The organism is Streptomyces sp. SLBN-118 (genome assembly GCF_006715635.1).
Taxonomy (GTDB): domain Bacteria; phylum Actinomycetota; class Actinomycetes; order Streptomycetales; family Streptomycetaceae; genus Streptomyces.
The window spans coordinates 813,168-836,155 of the sequence record NZ_VFNP01000002.1 but is presented as its reverse complement, the minus strand read 5'-3'; the positions used below and the strand labels follow the sequence as shown (position 1 = coordinate 836,155).

Genomic DNA, 22,988 nt, shown 5'->3' with positions numbered 1-22,988 from the left:
CGAAACCGGATCGCTCACGACGCTGCCATGAGCGGGGGCGAGCAGCATCCGGCGGGCTCCGGCCCGCACGGCCTGGGCCCGGACCCCGGGCCGGATCACTATGGCCGGGGCCAGGCCCCCGCGCCGGATCACCAGCCCGTCGGCGGCACAGGCGGGAACACCCGTCCGGGGGCACGATGGAAGCGTGGCGGTGCACTTCCGGGTAGTCGACGACCTATGACCGACAAGCCCACCGGCGCGGCTTCCCACGCGCACCGGCTCCACGAAATGGGCCGCAGGATTCTTGCGTCACCCGTCGGGGTGGCGTGGCGCCGCGGCCGCGAGCTGGAGCTGATGCACCGTGCCATGGGCTTTGCCGCACTGGGCTTTCTGACACTCGTTCCGCTGCTCGTCGTCGTGGCGGCAGCCGATCCGGCGAGTGGACAGGGCTTCGCCCGCTGGCTGGGCCAGGCACTGGGGGTCTCCGAAGCCTCCCAGGACGAGGTCCAGCGGCTGTTCGGCCTGCCGGGCGCGACACTGCAGCGCACGACCGCGTTCGGTCTCGCGGCGCTCACCGTCTTCGGTCTGACCTTCGGCTCGGTCGTACAGACGGGTTACGAGAAGGTCTGGGGCCTGCCGACCGCCCGCTGGCACACCATGTGGCGGCATGTCGTCTGGCTCGCCCTGCTGATCTTTGCCCTCCTGGCCTTCGTCAGCACACCCCTGTCGGACCAACCGGTCCCGGTCACGATATTCGGCGCCGTGGGTGACCTGATCGGCACCATCCTGTTCTTCTGGCTGTCGCAGCGGGTGCTGCTCGGGGGCCGGGTCCGCTGGCGCGCCCTGCTCCCGGGGTCGGTGGCCACGGCCGTGGGCATGCTGGGGCTGCGGGTCTTCTCACAGCTCGTCTTCTCGCCGCTGATCGCGTCGAACGCCGTGACCTACGGCCCGTTCGGGACCGTGCTCGTCATCCAGTCCTGGCTCGTCGGCGTCGGATTCGTCGTCTACGGGGGAGCGCTCGTGGGACGCCTCTACCACGAGGAGCGTGTACGGCGGCGGCTGGAACGCGAAGCCGTGGGCCCGGTCTAGAGGCCGTACGGACAGACTCACCCGTCCCCTCCGCGATGCCGCGATTCCGGGTGTCCTCGGCCCGGAGCGCGCAGCACTCCCGCTCGTGCAGCAGGGCGCTCGGGAGCAGTCGCGAAAGCCCTGCGTACTCCCTGGGTGGTATGCGCAGTGCCGCTGGCCGTACGACGACTTCGGCCCCTCCCGGCGGGAGCCTCGGAAGCGACAACGAACCACCATCGCCACCGAGGAGCTGAACCGAGATGAACACCCTGGCGTACGACGGGCCCGGCCCGTGGATTCTGTTCTTCCCGCTGGTCTGGGCGGCCCTCGTCGTCGGCGTCGTCACCGTCCTGCGCCGCACCGGCATCTGGCGCGGCCGCCGCGGCCCGTGGCAGGGCTCCCGTGTGATGTACGGCGAGAACTCGCCAATCGCGATCATCGGACGCCGCTTCGCCGCCGGTGAGATCGACGAGGACGAGTACTGGCGCCGACTGTCCGTCCTGGACGAGGAGTTCGGCCGCACGGCGGGCAAGGGCGGTGCGGTGTGACCACGACCGCCACCCTGACCCGGATCGCCGCCCGTGTCGTCGACGCCGTGAAGGTCTACGGCAAGGGCGACACCGAAGTGAGGGCCCTGGACGGGGTGAGCGTCGACTTCCCGGTCGGCCGTTTCACCGCGATCATGGGGCCCTCGGGCTCCGGCAAGTCGACGCTGATGCACTGTGCCGCCGGGCTCGACACCCTCACCGCGGGTTCCGCCCTCATCGGCGACACCGAGCTGAGCGCACTCGACGACCGCAGGCTCACCCTGCTGCGGCGCGAGCGCATCGGCTTCGTCTTCCAGGCCTTCAATCTCATCCCCACGCTCACCGTCGCCGAGAACATCACCCTTCCCATGGACCTGGCGGGGGAGCGGGCCGACGGTGAGTGGCTCGATGCCCTCATCGACACCGTCGGCCTGCGCGACCGGCTGCACCACCGGCCGAGCGAGCTGTCCGGCGGTCAGCAGCAGCGCGTCGCCGTGGCCCGCGCCTTCGCCGGCCGGCCCGATGTGGTCTTCGCCGACGAGCCCACGGGCAATCTCGACTCCCGCTCGGGCGAAGAGGTGCTGAGGCTGCTCGGCCGGGCAGTGCGCCAGACGGACCGTACGGTCGTCATGGTCACCCATGACCCGGTCGCCGCGGCCCATGCCGACGAGGTCGTCTTCCTCGCCGACGGACGGCTCGTCGACCGGATGGAGGCCCCGACCGCCGAGCGCGTCCTGGACCGTCTCAAGGCCTTCGACGCCAAGGGGGCGACGACATGAGCGAGAGCCGCGCTGCGCTGCGCATCAGCCTCAACTCCCTGCGCGCCCACAAACGGCGCTTCGCCGGCACCCTCACCGCCGTTCTGCTCGGCGTCGCCTTTCTCGCGGGCACGCTCATCATGGGCGACACCCTCCGCGGCAGCTTCGACACCATGTTCGCCGACGCCAACGGCGGCACCGACGCCGTCGTCCGCAGCTCCAACGTCGTCACGGTCTCCGGCGAGGGCCAGGGCACCCGACAGCCCGTACAGACGGACCTCGTGTCGGTGATCGCGAAGACGCCCGGTGTCGCCGCCGCCGAGCCCAACATCCAGGGCGCGGCACAGCTCGTCGGATCGGGCGGCAAGCCCATCGGCGGACAGGGCCCGCCGACGCTCGCGGGCAACTGGATCACCGACCCCGAGCTCAACCCGTACCAGCTCGCCGAGGGACGGGTCCCCGTCAGGAGCGGCGAGGTGGTGGTCAACCGCGGCACCGCCGAGAAGGGCGGACTGAAGATCGGCGACCGTACCGTGCTGCGCACGCCCGACCCGGTGCGGGTCACGATCGTCGGACTGGCCACCTTCGGCGGCGAGGACGGCATGGGCCAGGTCACTTTCACCGCGATGACCCTCGCCGACGCCGAGAAGTACCTCACCCCGAAGCCCGGTCAGGCGGCGTCCATCCAGGTGCGGGCCGGTCCCGGCACCAGTCAGCAGGAGCTCGTCGACGCGCTGACGCCCGTACTCCCGCAGGGAGTCGAGGCGATCACCGGACAGGAGTCCACCGAAGAGAACCAGGACATGATCTCCGGTCAGTTCCTGAATCTTTTCACCATCCTGCTGCTGGTCTTCTCCGGCATCGTGCTGCTGGTCGCGACCTTCTCCATCTACAACACCTTCGCGATCGTCATCGCCCAGCGCACCCGCGAGAACGCGCTGCTGCGCGCGCTCGGCGCGTCGAGGCGCCAGGTCGTCGGCTCGACCCTCGTCGAGGCGGCCCTCGTCGCGCTGACCGCGTCCGCCGTGGGGCTGCTCGGCGGCATCGGGATCGCCGCAGGACTGCGGGCGCTGTTCCCCGTGATCGGATTCCCCTTCCCGGAGGGCGGCCTGGTGATCAGTGCTCTCTCGCTGCTGCTGCCGCTCGCCGTCGGCGTGATCGTCGGACTCGGCTCCGCGCTGATGCCCGCTCTGCGCGCCGGGCGGACCGCTCCGCTCGCCGCGCTGCGCGAGACGGCCGTGGACCAGTCGGCGGCCTCCAGGAAGCGTGCGTACATCGGAGCGGGCGTCGCCCTGTCCGGCATCGGCATCATCCTGGCCGGCGTCGTGGCCGCGCCGTCGATCTGGCTCGCGGCCGCGGGCGCCGTGCTGGCGCTGGCCGCCTTTGTGGTGCTCGGCCCCGTCGCGTCCTCGTATGCGGTACGGGTCCTCGGCGGGCCGCTCGACCGGCTGCGCGGTGTGTCCGGCGGCCTGGCCAAGCGCAACGCCCTGCGCAGCCCCAAGCGCACCGCGGCCACCGCGACCGCGCTGATGATCGGTGTCGCCGTCGTCTCCCTGTTCACCGTATTCGGCGCCTCGCTGAAGGCGACCATGGACCAGACGGTCTCCCGGTCCTTTGCCGGTGATGTGGCCGTCAGCGCGCCGGCCTTCGGCGCGGGCGGCAGCGGGCTCAGCCCGAAACTCGCCCCGGCCATCGCCGCACAGCCCGAGGTGGAGAACGCGGTCGGCCTCGGCAAGGGCGTCGCGGACGTCGACGGCGCGGGACGCCGGCTGACCGTCACCGATCCGGTGGCCCTCGGCAGGTCCTTCGACCTCGGCACCGTGCACGGCTCGCTCGACGGCCTCGGCACCACCGGAATGGCCGTCGCGGACACCGAGGCCGACAAGAAGGGCTGGAAGCCCGGATCCACAGCCGAACTCGCCTTCACCGACGGCCGGAAGCAGACCTTCACGGTCCGCGCCGTCTTCGAGCAGTCGGAACTGGCGGGCGACTATGTCATCACCCGCGAGGCCTGGGCCCCGCACCGGGGCCAGGACTCCGACACGCTGATCGCCGTCAGCTTCAAGGACGGAGTGTCCGCCGCGGACGGCGCGGCGGCGGTCGGGAAGACAGCGGCCGCCTACGGCAACCCCGAGGTGCAGACCAGGGACGAGTACGCGCAGAGTGCGGCCGGAGCCATACACATGATGCTCACCCTGGTCTACGCCCTGCTCGCTCTCGCCGTGGTGATCGCGCTGCTCGGTATCGCCAACACGCTCACCCTCGCGATCCACGAACGCACCAGGGAACTGGGCCTGTTGCGGGCGGTCGGACAGACCAGAAGGCAGCTGCGCTCGATGGTGCGCTACGAGTCCGTGCTGGTCGCCGCGTTCGGCACGACAGGCGGCCTGGCACTGGGCGGACTGCTCGGCTGGGTGCTCGTCAAGGCGTCGGAGGGCGCGGGCGACACGGCCTTCGCGTTCGCCGTACCCCCCCTCCAGCTCCTGGTGGTCGCGCTGGTCGGCCTGGTGGCCGGGGCGGTCGCGGGCTGGCGGCCGGCGCGCCGCGCGGCACGCCTCGACGTGCTGCGCGCCATCGCCACGGAGTAGTCCGGTGGTGTCCGCGGCGCCGGACGGGCCGACTCGCTCGTCCGGCGTCTTGTGCGGCCTGTGGGTCAGCCCGCGACGGTCGAGCGCGCCGTGGCGCGTTTGCGTGCACCGTCCTGCGTCTCGGCGAACGGGCCGTCCGGCGTCGCGCCGTACACCATCGGGTAGGTCGGCAGAGCCACCGCGGGCGATGGCGCCGAAAGGGTGAACCACACGATCTTCCCGGTGTCGCCCTTGGGCCGCACGCCCCAGCTCTCGCTCACCGCCGCTATCAGCGCGAGCCCGCGACCGGAGGTGTCCAGGGCATCGGAGTCTCCCACGGTCGGAAGACGTGGATCGTGGTCATGGACGGAGACCGTGAGCCGGTCGAGCAGCAACTCGATCTCGACCGTGCACACTTTGTCGGGCTCGGCATGGCGGTGGACATTGGTCAGCAGTTCGGTGACGCCGAGCGCAGCCTGGTCGATCAAGGGATCGAGATGCCAGTAGCGCAGCTGCGCCGAGATGATTCTGCGGACCTGACCGATCCGCGACGGCAGGGCCTGGAGCTCCACCGTGCAGTGCCTGCTTGGCTGGCTGATCACGGCTGCGACTCCCCGAATGAGGTCCGGAAGACGAAGGATCGGATCCAGCAGTTGGCTGGCTGCTGATGTGTCCGGCGGCCCTGGATCACAGCGTGACCGCCGGTATACCCTGAGTGACGTGATAAAAGCGTGAAGCACTCACGACGGTCCCGCAACTCACAGCACCCGGGCGGGTCTCTCAGGTCCTGGTGCCACCCGCGCCCCGCACGGCCTCGAGGAAACGCCCGGCCAGCGCCTGGCCCTCCGGCCTGCGGCCGCGCTGCCCCATCGTGAGCCGGTACCTCTTCCCGTTCAGCGTCGCAATGGTGCTCGCGTCATCGGCGAACCAGGGCTTGCCGGCCCTGACCGCGCGCACCGGTGCGCTCTCGATCACCCGGCCGTAGCTGGTGAGCAGTGCCAGCCTGCCGTCCTTGATCTGCACTTGTCCGGCCTTCGTCAGTGATCGCGGCCATCGCTCGATCCGCACGCCCGTAGCGCTGAATTCGGGCTCTGCCATCGACATCGAGTCTCCGCCCCCTTCGCACGTTTCCTGGTGGCAAGTCTGCACAACCCGGGGCGAGTTCACCAGTACGTGAGCAAAGGCAGGGGCATCTCCTGGCCTGCAAGTGACTCCTATGGATCCCCAAAGTGAACGTTTGCGCAGGTGAGGGGCTTACTGTGGCGAGTGGGGACCGGAGTCGAGAGGGCGAGGAACTGGACGCATGAAGACGAGTGGGAAGTCAGTGGCGAACGGGGCGATGGTGACCGTCGATGTGGACCGCAGTGATCCGCATTACCGGGCATGGCTGAAGGAAGCGGTACGCAAGGTCCAGGCCGACGCGAACCGCTCTGCCGACACGCATCTGCTGCGTTTCCCGCTGCCCGAGGAGTGGGGAATCGACCTTTACCTCAAGGACGAGTCCACCCATCCGACCGGCAGCCTCAAGCACCGCCTCGCCCGGTCGCTGTTCCTCTACGGCCTGTGCAATGGCTGGATCCGGCCGGGCAAACCGGTCATCGAGGCATCCAGCGGCTCCACCGCGGTCTCCGAGGCCTACTTCGCCAAGCTCATCGGAGTCCCCTTCATCGCCGTGATGCCACGCACGACCAGCCCCGAGAAAATCCGGCTGATCGAGTTCCACGGCGGGCAGTGCCACTTCGTGGACGACTCGCGCAAGATGTACGAGGAGTCCGCGTCCCTCGCCGAGCGCACCGGCGGCCACTACATGGACCAGTTCACCTACGCGGAGCGTGCCACCGACTGGCGCGGCAACAACAACATCGCCGAATCGATCTACCAGCAGCTGCGGTTGGAGCGCTATCCCGAGCCGACGTGGATCGTGGCGACGGCGGGCACCGGCGGAACCTCGGCGACCATCGCCCGCTATGTGCACTACCTGCAGCACGACACCCGGGTCTGCGTCCCCGATCCGGAGAACTCCTGTTTCTTCGAAGGCTGGACCAAGGGTGACCCGGGCGCCTGCACCGACCACGGCTCAAGGATCGAGGGCATCGGGCGGCCGCGTATGGAGCCCAGCTTCGTGCCCGGCGCCATCGACCGGATGATGAAGGTGCCGGACGCGGCGAGCGTCGCCGCCGTGCGGGCTCTGGAGAAGGCCATCGGGCGCAAGGCGGGAGGCTCCACCGGTACCGGGCTGTGGAGCTCGCTGAAGATCATCGCCGAGATGGTGGCCGGGGGCCGAAGAGGCAGCGTCGTCACGCTGCTCTGCGACCCGGGCGACCGCTACCTCGACAAGTACTACTCCGATGCGTGGCTGGCGGAACAAGGCCTGGACATCGCCCCCTACACGGCGACGATCGAGCAGTTCCTGGCCACGGGGGAGTGGCCCCGCTGATCTCTCACTGTGCGGCGGAGCGGGCGAGTTTCCGGTCGAGATTGCGCACCGCGCCCCGGAAGGACGAGGCCAGAGCCGCCCGGCTCAGCTTCAGCACGCCGCGCACCGCCGCGGGGGCGTCCACCGCGAACGTCCACTGCACACGCGTCCCGGAGGCGCTGGGCGTGAGCAGCCACTCCTCCAACAGGGCACGCAGGCCAGGGGCGTTGGTCCGGTCGACGCGGTAGGCGTAGCGCTCGCCGAGGTCGGTGGCCAGGATCGTCTCGGCGAAGAAGATCCCGCCCCTGAGCCTGACCTCGCGGCCCGCGCCCGCGTGTGTCGGCGTGGCGGAGGCGACCGCGTCGAACCAGGTGGGCAGGCCCGCGACATCGTCGGCGAGCGCCTCGTACACCGCCTTCGGCGTCGCAGACACCTCGGCCGAGAAAACCAGGCGCAGCGGGGCGGCCTCGACGAAGTCGAGTTCCACGGGGCTCAGTCGGCGTGCCATGGGTCCGTACCTCCGGCGGGGCAAGGGGTGTGGGATCGCACACCATAGCTGACAGCTCGTCAATTGTCCGCAGGCGCTTCAGACATGAGACGAGGATCCCAGCAGGAGTCCGTCCAGGGCGCGGCCGAACACCAGCCGCCCCGCCCGGGCGACCAGCGGATCCAGCAGCCTGGGCAGAAAACGGATATGAAGCTGCTCCACCCAGACCACCACGGCGCCGGGGCCCTGCGGAAGCACCTCGATCTCGGCCCAGCCCGTGATGACGGAGCCGCGCTTCTCCAGACGGCAGCGTCCCGGCCTCCCGCCTGCTGGCGGCTCCCAGCCGACGACCTCCATCGGATCGTCGAAGCATGCGCGGCCCACTCCGGAGCGCGCGACGAATCGGGTGCCCACCCCGGTGGGCGGCGGCGTCATCACCCGCACGGCCGTCAACGGCACCTGAGCCGCGTGCCCGCGCCAGTCGGTGACGCGCGACCAGGCCTCGTCGGCCGGCAGCGCGACGGCCCGTGTGAGCCGGAATTCGCCCACCCGTGCGTCAGCCTTCCTGTCCGTCGGCGCTCTTTGGACCGTCGGCACTCGCGGGAGCCACAGAACTTTCGGGACCGCCCGCAACCACCAGGCCGGGCAGGTGCTCGGCGATCTCCTGGCGCGCCTCCTGCGACAGCCCCGAATCCGTCACCAGCGTGTTGACCTCGGCCAGCCCGGCGAAGGAACTCAGGCCCACCGTCCCCCACTTGGTGTGGTCGGCGACCACGACGACCCGCCGCGCAGCCTGGACGAAACGGCGGTTCGTCTCCGCCTCCGCGAGATTCGGCGTGGACAGCCCGGCCTCGACCGAGATCCCGTGCACCCCGAGAAAGAGCACATCGAAATGCAGGGAACGGATCGCCTGGTCGGCGACCGGTCCCACCAGCGAGTCGGAGGGCGTCCGCACCCCTCCGGTGAGGACCACCGTGGCCGCGCCCGGCCGCTGGCCGCCCGCGGCACCCGCGCGCTGAGCCGCGTGGAACACGTCGGCGACCCGCACGGAGTTGGTGACCACCGTCAGGTCGGGCACGTCGAGGAGGTGGTGCGCCAGGGCAAAGGTCGTGGTGCCGCCGGACAGCGCGATCGCGGTGCCGGGCACCGCCATCCGGGCCGCCGCCCGCGCGATGTCCTCCTTGGCGCTCAGCTCCAGCGCCGACTTGGCCTCGAACCCCGGCTCGTGCGTACTCGCCTCGACCACCGGCACCGCCCCGCCGTGGACCTTCTCGACGACCCCCTGGCGGGCCAGGGCGTCCAGGTCCCGGCGCACTGTCATGTCGGAGACATTGAGCTTGCGGGTGAGCTCGTTGACCCGTACCCCGCCGCGCCTGCGCACCTCGTCGAGGATCAGAGCGCGACGCTGCTCCGCGAGCAGGTTCTGGTTGTCGGTCACTGCCGGGGCCGGTCCTTCCATGTCGTCGTACACCGGGTGTCGTGCACCGCATGTGGCCAAGGCTGCTCATCCTCGCACGGCCGGTGCGGCCGGGCCTCGGGGAGATTCCGTAAGTGCCGTGCGGTGAACTGCCGTGATCCGGGATCGTGGTCATGAACCTCCGCGCCACTGCGCACTGATCAATTCTCCCATCGGGAGCCTTCCAACGAGAGAGCGAGTCACAGAAGTGTCCTCTGCCACTCCGGTCCCGCAGAACGGAGGGCCCGCGCTCGAGCTGCTGGTCCACGGCGTCGGCGGAGCCACTCCGCAGGACATGCTCGGCGACCCCCGTACGATCCGGATCTCCGGTGACGAGAAAGCCGCCGTGTTCCGGCGCACCGACGACGAGAAAGCGGAGAACCACCCCGAACGGTACGAGGACCGGCCCGTCCCCGAGGCGTACTGCTGGTCCAACCTCACCTCCGGCAACAGCGCACGGGCGCTGTGGCTGCTGCTGCTCCCCTTCATGGTGGCCAACCTCGCACACTGGATGCGCCCGCGCGCGAAGGGCCGCAGGACCACGACACGGCTGTACGGCGTGCTCGTGCGCCTCGTCGCCCTCAGCCTCACCGTGCTGCTGACGGCCGCCGCCTGCGAGGTCGCGCTCGACCTGCTGGCCTGGCAGTGCGCCGGCTCTCCCGAATGCACGGGGGAAAGGTCCTGGCTGGGATTCGTGTCCGCAGCTCAGGGCGGCTGGTGGTCACAGCCCGGCAGGCGCCTCGCGCTCGCCTCGGTCGTACCGGCCGCGCTGGTCGGTCTGCTCTGGTACCTCTCCAACCGCACCTGGAGCGCGTACGAATCACAGCGGCCGCCGACCGGCGAGGGCATGGGCGAGGAGGAGGGCCCGGAGGAGACCGAGGAGGACGCCGCCGGGCCGAAGGGCCCCGTCGTACGGCCCGCGCTCGGCCGCCCCGGATTCTGGTACGGCCGACGCCTCGTCGCCAGGCTCCGCGCCGCGCACACCGCCGCGGGCTTCCTCACCGTCGCAGCCGCAGTCGCCGGAGCCGCAGCCCGCCACGACCGGGGCGGCGAGGACACACTGCTCGAAGTCTGCGGATGGCTGCTGGAAACGGCCCTCGTCATCGGGCTGCTCGGCGTGCTGTGGGTCGTGGTGCGCAGGGGCCGCAGCGAAAGGAAGATCGATGTCCGCATCGACCGCGCCGCCGTGCGCTGGCTGCCGGGTGCCGCACTCGGGGCGTTAGGCCTCTCGCTGCTGTACGCGTCCTGGTCGCGGCCCGACTGGGTCTCCACCGCCACCCTCCCCGGCGATGTCACCTTCCGTGTCATCGCCCTCGCCCAGGGCGCGCTGGTCATCGCCCTGGGTGTCGTCGCCCGGATCCTGCACCGCCGCGCGCGTCATGCCCGCACCGCCCTGTACGGACTGGGCGGGCCGGCCGTCGCGATGCTCGCCTGCGCCCTCGGCGGGGTGATGACCGGCGGCGTCGCCCAGCGCGTCGCCGACTGGCTGGACGGCCCCGGCACGCCCGGCATGGACGCGGACGGCTCCATTGTGGGGCCCCCGGTGCTGCTGAGCTGGCAGGCCTCGGTCATCCCCGTCCTGCTGATCGTCCTGCTCGTCCCCGGCGCGGTCCTGGCCGTACGCACCTGGCGGACGGCGCGCGGTCTCGGCGAAGACGTGGAGGCCGAGTACGAGGTCGGCCGTCCCGACGAAGTCCGCACCCGGCGCATTGCGGGCACGCGGGCGCGGGCCGCCCTCACCGACGCGGCACCCTGGATCGTCGGCATCGTCTCCGGCGCCACCCTGCTCCTCGGCGCCGGCGCGGTAGCCGGCGCGTGGGCGAGCGGGGACGTGCCCGGCGAAGCTTTCGGCGACGGCGTTGCCCAGTCCGTTGCCGAGGCCGCGCAGTCCGCGGGCTCCTGGCTGATCGGCTTCGGATTCATACTGTTCGTCACCTGGGGCCGCCGCGCCTACCGTGACGCCTCCGCGCGGCGCACCATCGGCATCCTGTGGGACGTCGGCACCTTCTGGCCGCGCGCGGCCCACCCCTTCGCGCCGCCCTGCTACGCCGAGCGCGCCGTGCCCGACCTCACCTGGCGGATGTGCACCTGGACCGCACGCAGCGGGGGGCGGCTCGTCATCTCCGGCCACTCCCAGGGCAGCGTGCTGGCGGCGGCCGCCGTCTGGCAGCTGCCGGAGGCCACCCGGCGCCGGGTCGCGCTGCTGACGTACGGATCACCGCTGGAACGCCTCTACGGCCGTTGGTTCCCCGCCTACTTCGGGCCCGCCGCGCTCGCCGAGCTGAGCGGCCAGGTGCACACCTGGCGCAATCTGTGGCGGCTCACCGACCCGATCGGCGGGCCCGTTCGGGTCCCCGCCGACGGCACGCGCCCCGGAGTGGACTGCCCGGTGTTCAAGGACCCGCTGGTGTACGGGCGTTCGGAGGTGCATCCACTGCCCGAGCCGATCCTCGGGCACTCCGAGTACCAGGCCGACCCGGAGTTCGAGAAGGAACGGCGCGAGCTGCTCGACCGGCTCACACCCGTCGTGCCCCGTCAGGCTCAGGGCAGTTCGGGCAGATCGTCCGGGTAGAGCAGGGTCAGGTCGTCGGTGTTCACCTCGGTGAGCTCGGCGACCCGGCCCGCGTGCCGCTCCACCATCGACTCGAAGGTCTGGCGGGCGGTGCGGCCGTTGCCGAAGGCGGGCCCCTTGGGCAGCGCGGTGAAGTACTTCAGCAGTGCTTCACCCGTGCCCGTGCCCAGCCGGTACTCATGCTCCTCGGCCTGCTGCTCCACGATCCGCAGCAGCTCTTCGGGCGCGTAGTCGTGGAAGGTGATGGTCCGCGAGAACCGGGAAGCCACACCGGGGTTGACGGACAGGAACCGCTCCATCTCCGCCGTGTACCCGGCGACGATCACCACCACGGCGTCGCGGTGGTCCTCCATCAGCTTCACCAGGGTGTCGATGGCCTCTTTGCCGAAGTCCCGCCCCGAGTCCTCGGGAGAGAGGGCATAGGCCTCGTCGATGAACAGGACACCGCCGCGCGCCCGGTCGAATGCCTCCTGCGTACGGATCGCGGTGGAGCCGATGTGCTCGCCGACCAGGTCCACGCGGGAGACCTCGACGAGATGGCCGCGCTCCAGCACTCCGAGCGAGGCCAGGATCTCGCCGTACAACCGCGCCACGGTCGTCTTCCCGGTCCCGGGAGAGCCGGTGAAGACCAGATGGCGGCGGACGGAGGCGGCCTTGAGACCCGCCTCCTGGCGGCGCCTTCCGACCTCGATCATGTTGGTGAGCGTGCGGACTTCGCGCTTGACGCTCTCCAGGCCCACCAGCGCGTCCAGTTCGCCGAGCACGGCACCGGAGGCCCGTACGGGCTCGGGGGGCACGGCCTCGGGGGCCGGCTGCGCGGGGACGGTGGTGAGCAGCCCGGGGGACTGGGTCGCCGTGAGCACGGCCGTCGTCGGCTCGGCCGCTGTCCGTACGCCGCTCTCGTCGCTCGTGCAGTCCTCTGCGACCACGCCGTCGGACTCGGCGAACTCGTAACCGCCGCGCGCACAGCGCTCGGTGCGGCAGCGGCTCAGCGTCGTACGGCAGCCGTCCATCACATGGAACCCGTAGCCGCCACTGCCGGTGACCCGGCAGCCGCGGAAGGTGCCGCGGCCTTCTGCCGAGACATAGAAACCGGCCTCGGCGGGCGAGGTGACCGTGCAGCGTTCGATCACCGGATCCGCGCCCTTGGTGACGATCACGCCGGTCTGCGCCGCGTCGATGGTGCAGCCGTTCAGGGTGCCGCCGCTGCCGTGGTCACGGAACCAGGCGCCGGTGGAGGCTTCCCTGATCCGGCAGTCGTCGAGCTGAGCGGTCGCGCCGTCGCTGACCGACACCGCGGTGTTGCGGATCTGGGAGAGATCGCTGTCGACGACATCGACGCGCGATCCGCGATCGAGGACGAACAGCGCGTCCGGGACGTCGTGGACCCGGCACGAGTCGAGGACGGCACTCGCGCCGTCGCTGACCCAGACCGCGGGATAGTCGCCCGTACTGTCGTGGATCTCGCACTGGTTGGCATCGACCCGGGTGCCCGGATCCCACACCGACAGGCCGTTGCGCCCGAAGCGGCGCACCGTGGAGCGGGTGAGAGTGAGCACCGACCGGGAGCGCAGATCGATCGCGTTCTCCGGAATATCGTGAATATCGCAGTCGGAGAGTGTGAGCACGGCGTCGGTGTCCAGCGTGACGCCGTCCGCCGACGTGCGGTGCACGGTCGAGTCCGTGAGATGGGCCGAGGCGCGCGAGGCGATCTGGACGCCGGTGCCCTTGATCTCGTACACCTCGCAGCCGATTGCCTCCAGGCCGCTGCCCTCGCCGGTCACGGACAGGCCGGCTCCCGAGGCGTGATGCACCCGGCAGCGCTCGAAACGCGGATGCGCGCCGCCGCGCACGGAGATGCCCGACTGGCCGGCCGAGACGACCTCGCACTCCTCGAACACCCCGCCCGCGCCGTCCAGGACGCCGATTCCGACGCCCGCAGGATTGTCGACGGTGCAGCGGCGGACGGTGGGCCGGGCCGCCCCACGCACCTCGAGACCGGCCGCGGAACGGGTCACGATCCGCAGATCGATCAGTTCGGGAGTGCCGTCCTCGACGAGCAGCGCGGGGGCCGCCGAGTCCTGCCCCTCCACATGGAGGTCCTGGACGGTTGCCGAGGCACGCACGGTCAGCGCCACCCCGTCGGCGGGCGCGATGCGCACCGAACCGACGGCGCCCTCGGCACCGCGCAGGGTCACCGCCCGCTGGACGACGAGGTTTTCGCGGTACGTCCCCGGCGCGACGGTGAGGATGTCGCCGTCGCCTGCGGCCTCCAGGGCTGCGGCCAGTGAGGGGTACTCGCCCGTGCGGCGCCGCCACCGCGATGTGCCGGTGTGCGTCACCTGGACCGTGCCCTGTGCCATCGTGCTGCTCTGCCCCCACCGTGTGAAACTGCTCCGCCGCGCCTCTGAGGGGACGCCCCCTGACCCCCGAAGGGTCGCACCACCGTAGCGCGCGCGACGAGCGGGAGTTGACGAGATGCGACCGGTCAGTTGCCCGCGCCGGTGCGACCCCAGTCGGGGCCCGCCGCGGCCCAGGCCGAGTCCAGGCGCGCGTATCTGCGTCGTATGAGCCGCCACATGACCAGCCGTCTGGCGCCTTCGACGAGCCCCCCGGTGGTCACAGCGGCGCCGATGCCCGCGGCAACGGCATGCACCCGGGCGGTCGCCGCGTCGAGCGGACGATTGACGAGCCGGCCGGTGCGGTCGGTCCAGATGGTGAACGTGTCACCGGCCCGTGCGGTTCGCAGCACCGCGGACAGCGTGCCGGTGTGCCGGCTGCCGTCCACCGCCGTCCATTTCGCCACGACGGGCCGGCGCTTCTCACGGGCCGCCGCGCCCTCGGGGTCGTACGCCGAGGGCTTGGACTCCCCGGCCGGTCTCAATACCGTCGCGGTGACCGGATGACGCTGCTGGCGCTGGATCCGCACCGATTGACGCAGTAAGTCGTCGGTGAGACTCCCGCCGAGCCAGCCGACGGCCGGAGCGGCCGTGACGAGAAGCGCGGCGGCGACGAGAGCCAGCCATGCCTCGAAGAGATCGGTCGCACGGCGCAGGGGATTGTGGCGCCAGCGCCAGATTCCTGTGGCTGCTCGCACGATCCTGCACCCCCTTCCGTCCGTCATAGCCCGGTACGGCACGGCACAGGCGGGCGGCGCCAGGAGAAAACAACGTCACCCCTGCCCCTCGCCGCGCTCCGGCCCCCCGCCACCGGTTCAACGCGCCTGGCACCACGGAGGGTTCCCACGGGAGTGCAATGGCGCGGATCGGCCGGATCGGCGCGGAACGGCCGGAATCCGCCGCCCGGCGGAAGGCCCCGGACAAGCACCAACGCCGGCAGTCGCTGCCGGCGTTGGTCGGCCACTGTGGCCGAAGGGTCGATCAGTGCCCACCGACGGTCCCCCCGGCGAATCCCCGCGGCTGCTCAGCCGTTCGCCGGGTGTGCACCCCGCATCCCCGTCGGACCGGGTAAACAGTCGGTCGGTCAGTACCCCCGGCCGCCCTGGTACGGGCGGTTGTACGGGTCGTCGTAGGGGGCGGGCGCCGGAGCCGGGCGGGTTGCCGCCGGCCGCATCGCTTCGTACCCGGTGGCGACCGGACGCGGCTGCTGCTGGGCGTAACCCTGGGGTCCGGGGTACCCGCGCGGCACCTGGGGCTGCTGCGGGATGTAAGGAGCAGGTGCGTGCTGCAGTGGCATGGGCTGCTGCATCTGCTGCGGATAGCCGTAGGAGGGAACAGGCGAGGGAGCCGCCGGGAGGGCGGGCAGGGCCGCGGGGAGCGCCGGCAGATAGCTGTTGCCGGTGTCGTACGCGGAAGGCACCCGGATCGGTGCGATCTGAGGTGTGCCCCGCTCCGCGACCAGGGAGTCGTAGATGGGGGTGTCGGGGAACGACGGAGCGGAGTAGTAACCGCCGCCGTACGTGGCGCGGGGGGACGTCATGGCACATAAGTTAAGCCCACGATGTGCCGGTTGGGGAGTCCGATAAGAGGGTTGTTTCGGGAGATGCGAGTGACCGTGGATCCCCAATGCGAGCGAACCTGGGGAAATCGGTCGCCGACAAGTGCTTAGATCGTGTAAAGCGCAAGCTGAGAGCGGGTTACCCACGGGTCGGCCGGGGTGTTCGGGCCGCTCGGATGATTAGGTGGTCGGCAGGTGAACTTTCCGGGCACCCAGACTCGCGATGGGGGCGAGCATGGCCATGCTTAAAGGAGCGAATACGCCGGTTCCGGCGCCGCAGGTGCGCGTCGAATTGGGCTGGCATACAGGCCCCGGCGTGCCCGACGTCGATGCCTCGGCGCTCCTCCTGGTATCGGGGAAGGTCCGTTCCGACGCCGACTTCGTCTTCTACAACCAGCCGACGCACACCTCGGGGGCCGTACGCCACGAGGGAAAGCAGACCGCGCCGGACGGGGTGAGGGACCAGGTGTGGGTCGACCTCGCGCGCGTGGAGCCCACGATCGAGAAGATCGTGCTGGCCGCCTCGGCGGACCGCGGCAGCTTCGGGCAGGTGCCCGGCCTCTACATCAAGGTGCTCGACGCGGGCTCCGGCGCCGAGATCGCGCGCTACGACAGCCAGGACGCGACCGTGGAGACGGCCTTCGTCCTGGGTGAGCTGTACCGGCGCCAGGGCGCGTGGAAATTCCGCGCGGTGGGGCAGGGCTACAGCACCGGACTCGAGGGCCTGGCGACGGACTTCGGCATCACGGTCGACGAGCCGCAGCAGGCGGCACCCGCCCCGGTTCCCGCCGCGCCCGTCATGCCTCCGGCACCACCGCCTCCTCCCGTGGCCGCGCCCTCCACTCCTGTGCGCCTGAGCAAAGTGACGCTCACCAAGGACACCCCCTCCGTCTCCCTCACCAAACAGGGAGGCACATCGGGAGCCATGCGCGTCAACCTCAGCTGGCAGGTGCGCAAGCAGTTCCAGGGCTGGGGCGCCAAACTCGGCAGAGCCGTCGCCATGCACGGCGACCTCGACCTCGACCTGTGCGCGCTCTACGAACTCACCGACGGCCGCAAGGGCGTGGTCCAGGCCCTCGGCAACGCCTTCGGCGCGCTGCACCAACCCCCGTACATCCATCTCGACGGGGACGACCGCACCGGCGGCACCTCCGGCGAGAACCTCACCATCAACCTCGATCACAAGGACCGGCTGCGCCGCGTGGTCATCTTCGTCACCATCTACGAAGGAGCACGCAGCTTCGCCGATCTGGACGCGACGGTCACCCTCCAGCCGCAGAACGGCGCGGCGATCGACTTCTCGCTGGGTGAGTGCACCGTGCCGTCGACGGTCTGCGCGCTCGCGCTGATCACCAACACCGGCTCGGATCTCGTCGTCCAGCGCGAGGCGCGCTTCCTGGTCCCGGAGCGCGGCGTGAGCCCGCAGCGCACCATCGACTACGCGTACGGCTGGGGCATGAACTGGACGCCCGGCAGAAAGTGAACCCGGCCAGAACGCCTCACCGGTCGGGAGCCGTCTCGGGGCGTGAGTACGTCCGTCCCTTCCAGGCGGCTCCCCGGCCGCGGTAGTGCTGTACGGCCGAATCGACGGTCATCAGCAGGTACAGCAGCGCGGTGAAGGGCAGCAGGGGCGCGAGCAGCAGCGGTTGGCGGTAGTAGCGCAGCATCGGGAGATACGTGCCCGTCATCACCGCCCACGCCAGAGCCCCGGCCCAGCCCGCGGCCGCGTCGTTGCCGAGCACGCCGGCGCACAGCGCGACGGGCGGCACGAGATAGACGAGAGCGAGCCCCACCACTGTTCCGGCCAGGAGCAGGGGGCTGTGCAGCAGTTGCGCGTACGCGCAGCGCGACACCATCCGCCACAGGTCCGCCAGCCGCGGATACGGCCGCACGCTGTCCACGCCCTCCGCAAGTCCCAGCCAGATCCGGCCGCCCGTCCGCTGCACCGCCCGGGCCAGCGAAACATCGTCGATCACCGCCTGCCGGATCGACTCCGGTACGCCCGCCCGCTCGGCGGCCTCGGTGCGCAGCAGGACGCAGCCGCCCGCGGCGGCCGCTGTCCGGGCGCCCGGGCGGTTGACCCAACGGAAGGGGTAGAGCTGCGAGAAGAAGTAGACGAAGGCGGGCACCACCAGTCGCTCCCACCCGCTCGCGACCCGCAGCCTGGCCATCTGGGAGACCAGGTCGAGACCCTGGATGCGGGCGGCGGCCACCAACTCGCGCAGGCTGTCCGGACCATGGGCGATGTCCGCGTCGGTCAGCAGCAGATACTCGGGCTCGCGCGCGGCCCGGGCCACTGCGATGCCGTGCCGCAGCGCCCAGAGCTTCCCGGTCCAGCCGGGCTCCGGCTCACCGGGGGAGACCACCCGCAGCGGCAGCCCGCCGTGCTGACGGGACAGCGCGCGGGCCACCTCCCCGGTCCCGTCCGTACTGCCGTCGTCGACCAGCACGATCTCCGCGCGGCCGGGATAGTCCTGGGCCAGGAGCGAGGGTAGGCCGGCCGGGAGCACCCTCGCCTCGTCCCGCGCGGGCACGACAACGGCCACATCCGGCCAGTCGGCGGGGGCCCCGCGCCGGGGGAGCCGCTGGTCCGTACGCCAGAAGAAGCCCTGCCCGAGCAGCAGCCACCCCCAGGCGGCGAGCGATCCGGCGGCGGTCCAGGCAATGGCGCTCATTCGCCGCAGTCTGCCCCACCATGCCGGTACCGCAAGGGCAGTCGATTAAGGTGACCGGGTGAAGATCGCGCTCATGGACTCCGGAATCGGCCTGCTCGCGGCGGCCGCCGCGGTGCGCCGGCTGCGGCCGGACGCGGATCTGGTCCTCTCGTCCGACCCCGACGGCATGCCCTGGGGGCCGCGTACGGCGGACGATGTGACCGGGCGTGCGCTCGCCGTGGCCCGTGCGGCGGCCGCGTACGGCCCCGACGCTCTGATCGTCGCCTGCAACACGGCCTCCGTGCACGCCCTGCCCACGCTGCGCGCGGAGCTGGAGCCCGCGATCCCGGTCATCGGGACGGTTCCCGCGATCAAACCGGCGTCCGCGGGCGGCGGCCCCGTCGCGATCTGGGCCACGCCCGCCACGACCGGCAGCCCGTACCAGCGAGCCCTCATCCGGGACTTCGCCGACTCGGTCACCGTGACCGAGGTGCCGTGCCCCGGGCTGGCCGATGCCGTACAGCACGCGGACGAGACGGCCATCGACGCGGCGGTGGCGGCAGCAGCTGCCCTGACACCCGCCGATGTAAGGGCCGTCGTCCTGGGCTGCACCCATTACGAGCTGGTCGCCGACCGCATCAGTGCCGCCGTCGGCGGACAGGTGGTCCTGCATGGTTCGGCCGAGGCCGTGGCCGCGCAGGCGCTGCGCCGTATCGGCGAACTGCCCGCCCCTGACGCAACCCCGGGAAGCCGGCTCACCGTGCTGCTCAGCGGCCGTGAGTCCGCTCTTCCGGGACAGTCGATGAGCTATGCCGAAGGCCGTCTGCTCCAGGCAGTGACGCCCGCACACTGACGGTGACCGCCACAGTGGCGCTCAGCGTTGGCCCGTTCTCGACTCCCGAGTTCCTGCTGAGCCGCCGGAAGCCCGGTACTCTGCGTCCATGACGGAGCACCCCCACGACTCATCGCCCACCGTGGAGCCGCGGCCGGCGGTCTGGACCGGGCGCGCGACGAACCGCTTTCAGTGGCTGCTCGCCGCGGCGGGTGCGGCCTGCATGGCGCTGGGTGTCGAGCTCGCCGTCGACTCCACCTGGACCTCGGGCATCGTCGCCCTGCTGATGTCCGTGATCGGCTGTGTCGCGGCAGGGCTGTTCATCCTGTTCGGGACCCTCGCCTTCGTCCATGTGGCGGTAAAGGTGGACCGCGATGCTGTCGAGGTGCGCTGCGGCTACATGGGCCTGCCACGGCGACGGATCCCGCTCTCCCATGTCGTGTGCGCGGAGTTCGACCCGAAGGTCAATCCGCGGCACTGGGGAGGCTGGGGGTATCGCTGGCGCCCCGAGAAGGGCACGGCCGTGGTCGTACGCCGTGGTGAGGGCATCGTCGTCACGCTGGGCGACGGAAGGATCTTCACGGTGACCGTCGACGACGCGGAAGAGGCAGTCAGGGCGATCCGTCACTGCCTCGGTCTGGCCGGCGCGGGGCCGGCCCGCACCGGCCAGGCCTGAGCCTGCGGTGGGAGCGAGGCTCCCCCTCGACCTCCCCGTACGACTTAGCGCACCCGGCTGTCCGCGTGCCTCTGCCGTGCCGGATGCCCCTGCGCTCGGGTGCTGCCCTCGCCCGCCATGCGCGCAGTCGCCAGACCAGCGAGCAGCCCCGCGCCCGCCGTCACCGGTGTGAAGCTCAGCGCGTTGCCGACGCTCGCCAGGAACGCCAGTGCCGTCAACGTGGCGCCCGCGCTCAGCACCACCGGCGTGGACCGGGGCGAGCGCCACAAGCTGTACAACAACCAGCCGAACACCGCCCCCAGCAGAGCCACCCCCACCACACCCTGCTCGGCCGCCTGCTGCAGCGACGCCGAGTGCGGCTTGCCGTCGGAACCCAGCGACTGCTGGGCTGTGGTGCTGAGCGTGCCGAAGCGGTCGGGGCCCACGCCCCGTACCGGATTCTCCTTGGCGAGGGCGACCGCGTCCTGCCACAGCGCCACGCGGTTCTGGGTCAGCTGACCCTCCAGCGAGACCGTGAGCCCCTGCGGCAGGGAGTCCTCGGCCACGCCCCACGAGATGGCGACGACGAGGCCGGTGGCGACGGCGAGGCCCGCGAGCGCCAGGGTCCGCCAGCGCATCCGGGCCGCCGCGAGCGAACAGAGCAGCACGCCGATCGCAGCGGCGAACCCGGTCACCCAGCCAAGCGCCAGCGCTGTGGAGGCGACGGCGAGAGCAAGCAGCCGCAGGGCGAGACGCAGCACAGGCGGGCGAGCCGCCGCGGCTGCGCAGCAGGCAGCGCCCGCGGCGAGTACCAGCAGGGCGGCGGCAGCCCCGGTGTGACCTGGCTGGGTGGGCGCGCCCGGGTTCGCACCGGGAACGCCCTGCCGTGAGGCGATCGCCAGGCCGAGGGCCGCGAGCGCTGCCGCGCCGGGGGCGGCGACCGGCAGGAGCGTGCCGCAGATACGCCCGCAGGCGTAGCCCGCAGCGACGGCGAACACGGCGAGCAGCACGCCCTCAGGCCGTGCCTCGCGCCCGGCCGCGCTCACGAGCGACCACACGACGCATCCACTGAGGACGACGACGCCGGCGACGTCGGTCGCGCTGCCGCGCTCGCGCGCAGCCGACCGGCTGTCCGGTGGAGCCATCCCGTCGACCCCCCGACCTGTGACGGGCCCTGCCGCAGCAGCCGAACCGGATCGGCTGGCAGGGACTGGCGCACACGGTAACGGCAGATGCGGGGGTTTGTGGATGGGTTGCGCAGGAACGTTGCGGCAGCGCTGGCGGCAGGACGCTCGGCCAGCCGACGCGTCAGGCGATCCGGCCCGCTGCAGGGGCGGGTGATCCGGAGGGCATTCGCGGCCGGTGATCGGGCCGGACTGCCGGGAGTACAGCCAACCACCGTAGACTCCGCTGGGTGAGCGTCACCATCACCTCCGTCGAGACCCCACAGCCCGCCACCGCCGCAGGCCGACCGCTGCTGCGCCGGTCCGTACGGCCGGGAGCCGCCGCGCTGTCCGGGGTGATGCTCTACCTGAGCTTCCCGCCGCGGCCCCTGTGGTGGCTGGCCCTGCCCGCGTTCGCCCTGCTCGGGTGGACCTTGTACGGGCGCAGGCTGCGGCCCGCCTTCGGTCTGGGTTACCTCACCGGCCTCGGCTTTCTGCTGCCCCTGCTCGTGTGGACGGGCGAGGAGGTCGGCGCCCTGCCGTGGCTCGCCCTGACCGCGGCGGAGGCGGTCTTCGTCGCACTTGCCTGCATGGGCATTGCCGCGGTGTCCCGACTGCCCCTGTGGCCGGTGTGGGCTGCCGGCGTGTGGATCGTGGGCGAGGCGGCCCGCGCGCGGATGCCGTTCGGTGGTTTTCCCTGGGGCAAGATCGCCTTCGGCCAGGCGGACAGCGTCTTTCTGCCGCTGGCCGCCGTGGGAGGGACGCCGCTGCTCAGCTTCGCGGTCGTCCTGTGTGGCTTCGGTCTGTACGAGACGGTGCGCCGTGTTCTCGCCTACCGGCGCAGTGGTGAACTGCCGCGCGGTGCGGCTCTCGCAGCCGTCCTCACCGTGCTCGTCCCGGTGGCCGGGAGCCTCGCCGCCCTGCCGCTCGTCGACGACACCGCCGAGGACGGCACCGCGACCGTCGCCGCGATCCAGGGCAATGTGCCGCGCCTCGGGCTCGACTTCAACTCCCAGCGCCGCGCCGTCCTCGACAACCACGCCCGCCGCACCCAGCAGCTGGCCGCCGAGGTGAAGGCGGGCAAGGCGGCGAAGCCGGACTTCGTGCTGTGGCCCGAGAACTCCTCGGATCTCGACCCGTACCGCAATGCCGACGCCAAGGTCGTCATCGACGACGCGGTGAAGGCGATCGGGGTGCCGACCGTCGTGGGCGCCGTGGTCACTCCCGACACCGGCAAGCTCCGCAACACCCTGATCGAATGGGACCCCGCGCGCGGGCCCGTCAACACCTACGACAAGCGTCATGTGCAGCCGTTCGGCGAGTACATCCCGATGCGCTCCTTCGTGCGGCTCTTCAGCGCCGACGTCGACCGGGTACGGCGTGACTTCGGCCCGGGTCACACCGTGGGTGTCTTCGATCTGGCGGGTACCAAGGTCGGGCTCGTCACCTGCTTCGAGGCGGCGTTCGACGACGCCGCGCGGGACACCGTCACCCACGGCGCGCAGCTGATCTCCGTACCCAGCAACAACGCCACGTTCGGTCGAAGCGAGATGACCTATCAGCAGCTGGCGATGTCACGGGTGCGGGCCGTCGAGCACGGGCGCTCCGTCGTCGTGCCCGTCACCAGTGGCGTCAGCGCGGTGATCCTGCCGGATGGGAAGATCGTCCAGAAGACCCGGATGTTCACGCCGGACGCGCTGGTCGCCGCGGTGCCGCTGCGTTCCTCGCTGACTCCCGCGACCCGGCTCGCCACCTGGCCCGAGGGGATTCTGGTGCTGGTCGCGGCCGGTGGACTCGGGTGGGCCGTCGCGCGTTCGGCCGGGGACCGCAGGCTGCGGAAGGCCGAGCAGGACACGCTCCAGGCCGGGTAGGACACGGTGACGCCCGCGAGGATGTC

The 22,988-nt window shown here is 71.3% G+C and carries 20 protein-coding genes; 10 read left to right on the top strand and 10 right to left on the bottom strand.

What is annotated here, in order from left to right; all coding sequences use genetic code 11:
• Positions 1 to 216: 216 nt before the first annotated feature.
• The 4 genes from FBY35_RS22280 (at position 217) to FBY35_RS22265 (ending at position 4,920) form a co-directional block, all read left to right on the top strand.
• Positions 217 to 1,068 (top strand): YhjD/YihY/BrkB family envelope integrity protein, encoded by an 852-nt coding sequence (locus FBY35_RS22280; RefSeq protein ID WP_399208651.1) that lies wholly within the window; start codon positions 217 to 219, stop codon positions 1,066 to 1,068.
• 239 nt (positions 1,069 to 1,307) lie between these two features.
• Positions 1,308 to 1,595 (top strand): SHOCT domain-containing protein, encoded by a 288-nt coding sequence (locus FBY35_RS22275; protein ID WP_142215764.1) that lies wholly within the window; start codon positions 1,308 to 1,310, stop codon positions 1,593 to 1,595.
• On the top strand, positions 1,592 to 2,353 hold the full coding sequence (locus FBY35_RS22270) for an ABC transporter ATP-binding protein (RefSeq protein WP_142215763.1): 762 nt from the start codon (positions 1,592 to 1,594) through the stop codon (positions 2,351 to 2,353). The genes FBY35_RS22275 and FBY35_RS22270 overlap by 4 nt, the downstream gene beginning before the upstream one ends.
• The gene (locus tag FBY35_RS22265) at positions 2,350 to 4,920 is read left to right on the top strand and encodes an ABC transporter permease (protein WP_142215762.1); all 2,571 of its coding nucleotides are present in this window, start codon (positions 2,350 to 2,352) and stop codon (positions 4,918 to 4,920) included. Before FBY35_RS22270 ends, FBY35_RS22265 begins: the two co-directional genes overlap by 4 nt.
• A 65-nt stretch (positions 4,921 to 4,985) precedes the next feature.
• Here the strand turns inward: FBY35_RS22265 and FBY35_RS22260 are convergent, their stop codons facing one another.
• Positions 4,986 to 5,501: an ATP-binding protein gene (locus FBY35_RS22260; RefSeq protein WP_142215761.1), complete on the bottom strand. Its 516-nt coding sequence runs from the start codon at positions 5,499 to 5,501 to the stop codon at positions 4,986 to 4,988.
• A gap of 178 nt (positions 5,502 to 5,679) precedes the next feature.
• The gene (locus FBY35_RS22255; RefSeq protein ID WP_142215760.1) at positions 5,680 to 6,003 is read right to left on the bottom strand and encodes a hypothetical protein; all 324 of its coding nucleotides are present in this window, start codon (positions 6,001 to 6,003) and stop codon (positions 5,680 to 5,682) included.
• A 199-nt stretch (positions 6,004 to 6,202) separates the two neighbouring features.
• On the opposite strand from FBY35_RS22255, the gene FBY35_RS22250 reads away from it, so the two are divergent.
• Positions 6,203 to 7,336: a PLP-dependent cysteine synthase family protein gene (locus FBY35_RS22250; protein WP_142215759.1), complete on the top strand. Its 1,134-nt coding sequence runs from the start codon at positions 6,203 to 6,205 to the stop codon at positions 7,334 to 7,336.
• 4 nt (positions 7,337 to 7,340) lie between these two features.
• Here the strand turns inward: FBY35_RS22250 and FBY35_RS22245 are convergent, their stop codons facing one another.
• The 3 genes from FBY35_RS22245 to FBY35_RS22235 all read right to left on the bottom strand — a co-directional run bounded on the left by FBY35_RS22245 (position 7,341) and on the right by FBY35_RS22235 (position 9,240).
• Entirely contained in the window at positions 7,341 to 7,823 is a 483-nt protein-coding gene (locus FBY35_RS22245; protein ID WP_142215758.1) for an SRPBCC family protein, read from the bottom strand.
• Positions 7,824 to 7,901: 78 nt separating this feature from the next.
• Positions 7,902 to 8,351 (bottom strand): SRPBCC family protein, encoded by a 450-nt coding sequence (locus FBY35_RS22240; RefSeq protein WP_142215757.1) that lies wholly within the window; start codon positions 8,349 to 8,351, stop codon positions 7,902 to 7,904.
• A gap of 7 nt (positions 8,352 to 8,358) precedes the next feature.
• Positions 8,359 to 9,240, bottom strand: coding sequence for a DeoR/GlpR family DNA-binding transcription regulator (locus FBY35_RS22235; RefSeq protein WP_142215756.1), 882 nt, complete (start codon positions 9,238 to 9,240; stop codon positions 8,359 to 8,361).
• Between the two features lie 226 nt (positions 9,241 to 9,466).
• Between FBY35_RS22235 and FBY35_RS22230 the strand changes: the two genes are divergently transcribed.
• The gene (locus FBY35_RS22230; RefSeq protein ID WP_142215755.1) at positions 9,467 to 11,830 is read left to right on the top strand and encodes a hypothetical protein; all 2,364 of its coding nucleotides are present in this window, start codon (positions 9,467 to 9,469) and stop codon (positions 11,828 to 11,830) included.
• On the opposite strand, the gene FBY35_RS22225 is transcribed toward FBY35_RS22230, so the two are convergent.
• From FBY35_RS22225 to FBY35_RS22215, 3 genes are all read right to left on the bottom strand, one after another.
• Positions 11,800 to 14,193, bottom strand: coding sequence for a right-handed parallel beta-helix repeat-containing protein (locus FBY35_RS22225; protein WP_142215754.1), 2,394 nt, complete (start codon positions 14,191 to 14,193; stop codon positions 11,800 to 11,802). The genes FBY35_RS22230 and FBY35_RS22225 overlap by 31 nt on opposite strands.
• Positions 14,194 to 14,318: 125 nt before the next feature.
• Entirely contained in the window at positions 14,319 to 14,927 is a 609-nt protein-coding gene (locus FBY35_RS22220) for a hypothetical protein (RefSeq protein ID WP_260848783.1), read from the bottom strand.
• 386 nt (positions 14,928 to 15,313) lie between these two features.
• Complete coding sequence (locus FBY35_RS22215; protein WP_142215752.1) at positions 15,314 to 15,769, bottom strand: DUF6643 family protein; 456 nt, start codon at positions 15,767 to 15,769, stop codon at positions 15,314 to 15,316.
• A 241-nt stretch (positions 15,770 to 16,010) separates the two neighbouring features.
• Here FBY35_RS22215 and FBY35_RS22210 point away from each other — a divergent pair, with 241 nt between their 5' ends.
• On the top strand, positions 16,011 to 17,270 hold the full coding sequence (locus tag FBY35_RS22210) for a TerD family protein (protein ID WP_142215751.1): 1,260 nt from the start codon (positions 16,011 to 16,013) through the stop codon (positions 17,268 to 17,270).
• A 16-nt stretch (positions 17,271 to 17,286) separates the two neighbouring features.
• Here FBY35_RS22210 and FBY35_RS22205 read toward each other — a convergent pair whose 3' ends face one another.
• Positions 17,287 to 18,462, bottom strand: coding sequence for a glycosyltransferase (locus tag FBY35_RS22205; protein WP_142215750.1), 1,176 nt, complete (start codon positions 18,460 to 18,462; stop codon positions 17,287 to 17,289).
• A gap of 58 nt (positions 18,463 to 18,520) precedes the next feature.
• Here FBY35_RS22205 and FBY35_RS22200 point away from each other — a divergent pair, with 58 nt between their 5' ends.
• Positions 18,521 to 19,294, top strand: coding sequence for a glutamate racemase (locus FBY35_RS22200; RefSeq protein WP_142215749.1), 774 nt, complete (start codon positions 18,521 to 18,523; stop codon positions 19,292 to 19,294).
• A gap of 88 nt (positions 19,295 to 19,382) precedes the next feature.
• Positions 19,383 to 19,949 carry a hypothetical protein gene (locus tag FBY35_RS22195; RefSeq protein ID WP_142215748.1) on the top strand — a complete coding sequence of 189 codons (567 nt, stop codon included), beginning with the start codon at positions 19,383 to 19,385 and terminating at the stop codon, positions 19,947 to 19,949.
• 44 nt (positions 19,950 to 19,993) lie between these two features.
• On the opposite strand, the gene FBY35_RS22190 is transcribed toward FBY35_RS22195, so the two are convergent.
• Entirely contained in the window at positions 19,994 to 21,073 is a 1,080-nt protein-coding gene (locus FBY35_RS22190; protein ID WP_142215747.1) for an O-antigen ligase, read from the bottom strand.
• Between the two features lie 269 nt (positions 21,074 to 21,342).
• On the opposite strand from FBY35_RS22190, the gene lnt reads away from it, so the two are divergent.
• Positions 21,343 to 22,962 carry an apolipoprotein N-acyltransferase gene (gene lnt / locus FBY35_RS22185; protein WP_142215746.1) on the top strand — a complete coding sequence of 540 codons (1,620 nt, stop codon included), beginning with the start codon at positions 21,343 to 21,345 and terminating at the stop codon, positions 22,960 to 22,962.
• Positions 22,963 to 22,988 lie beyond the last annotated feature (26 nt).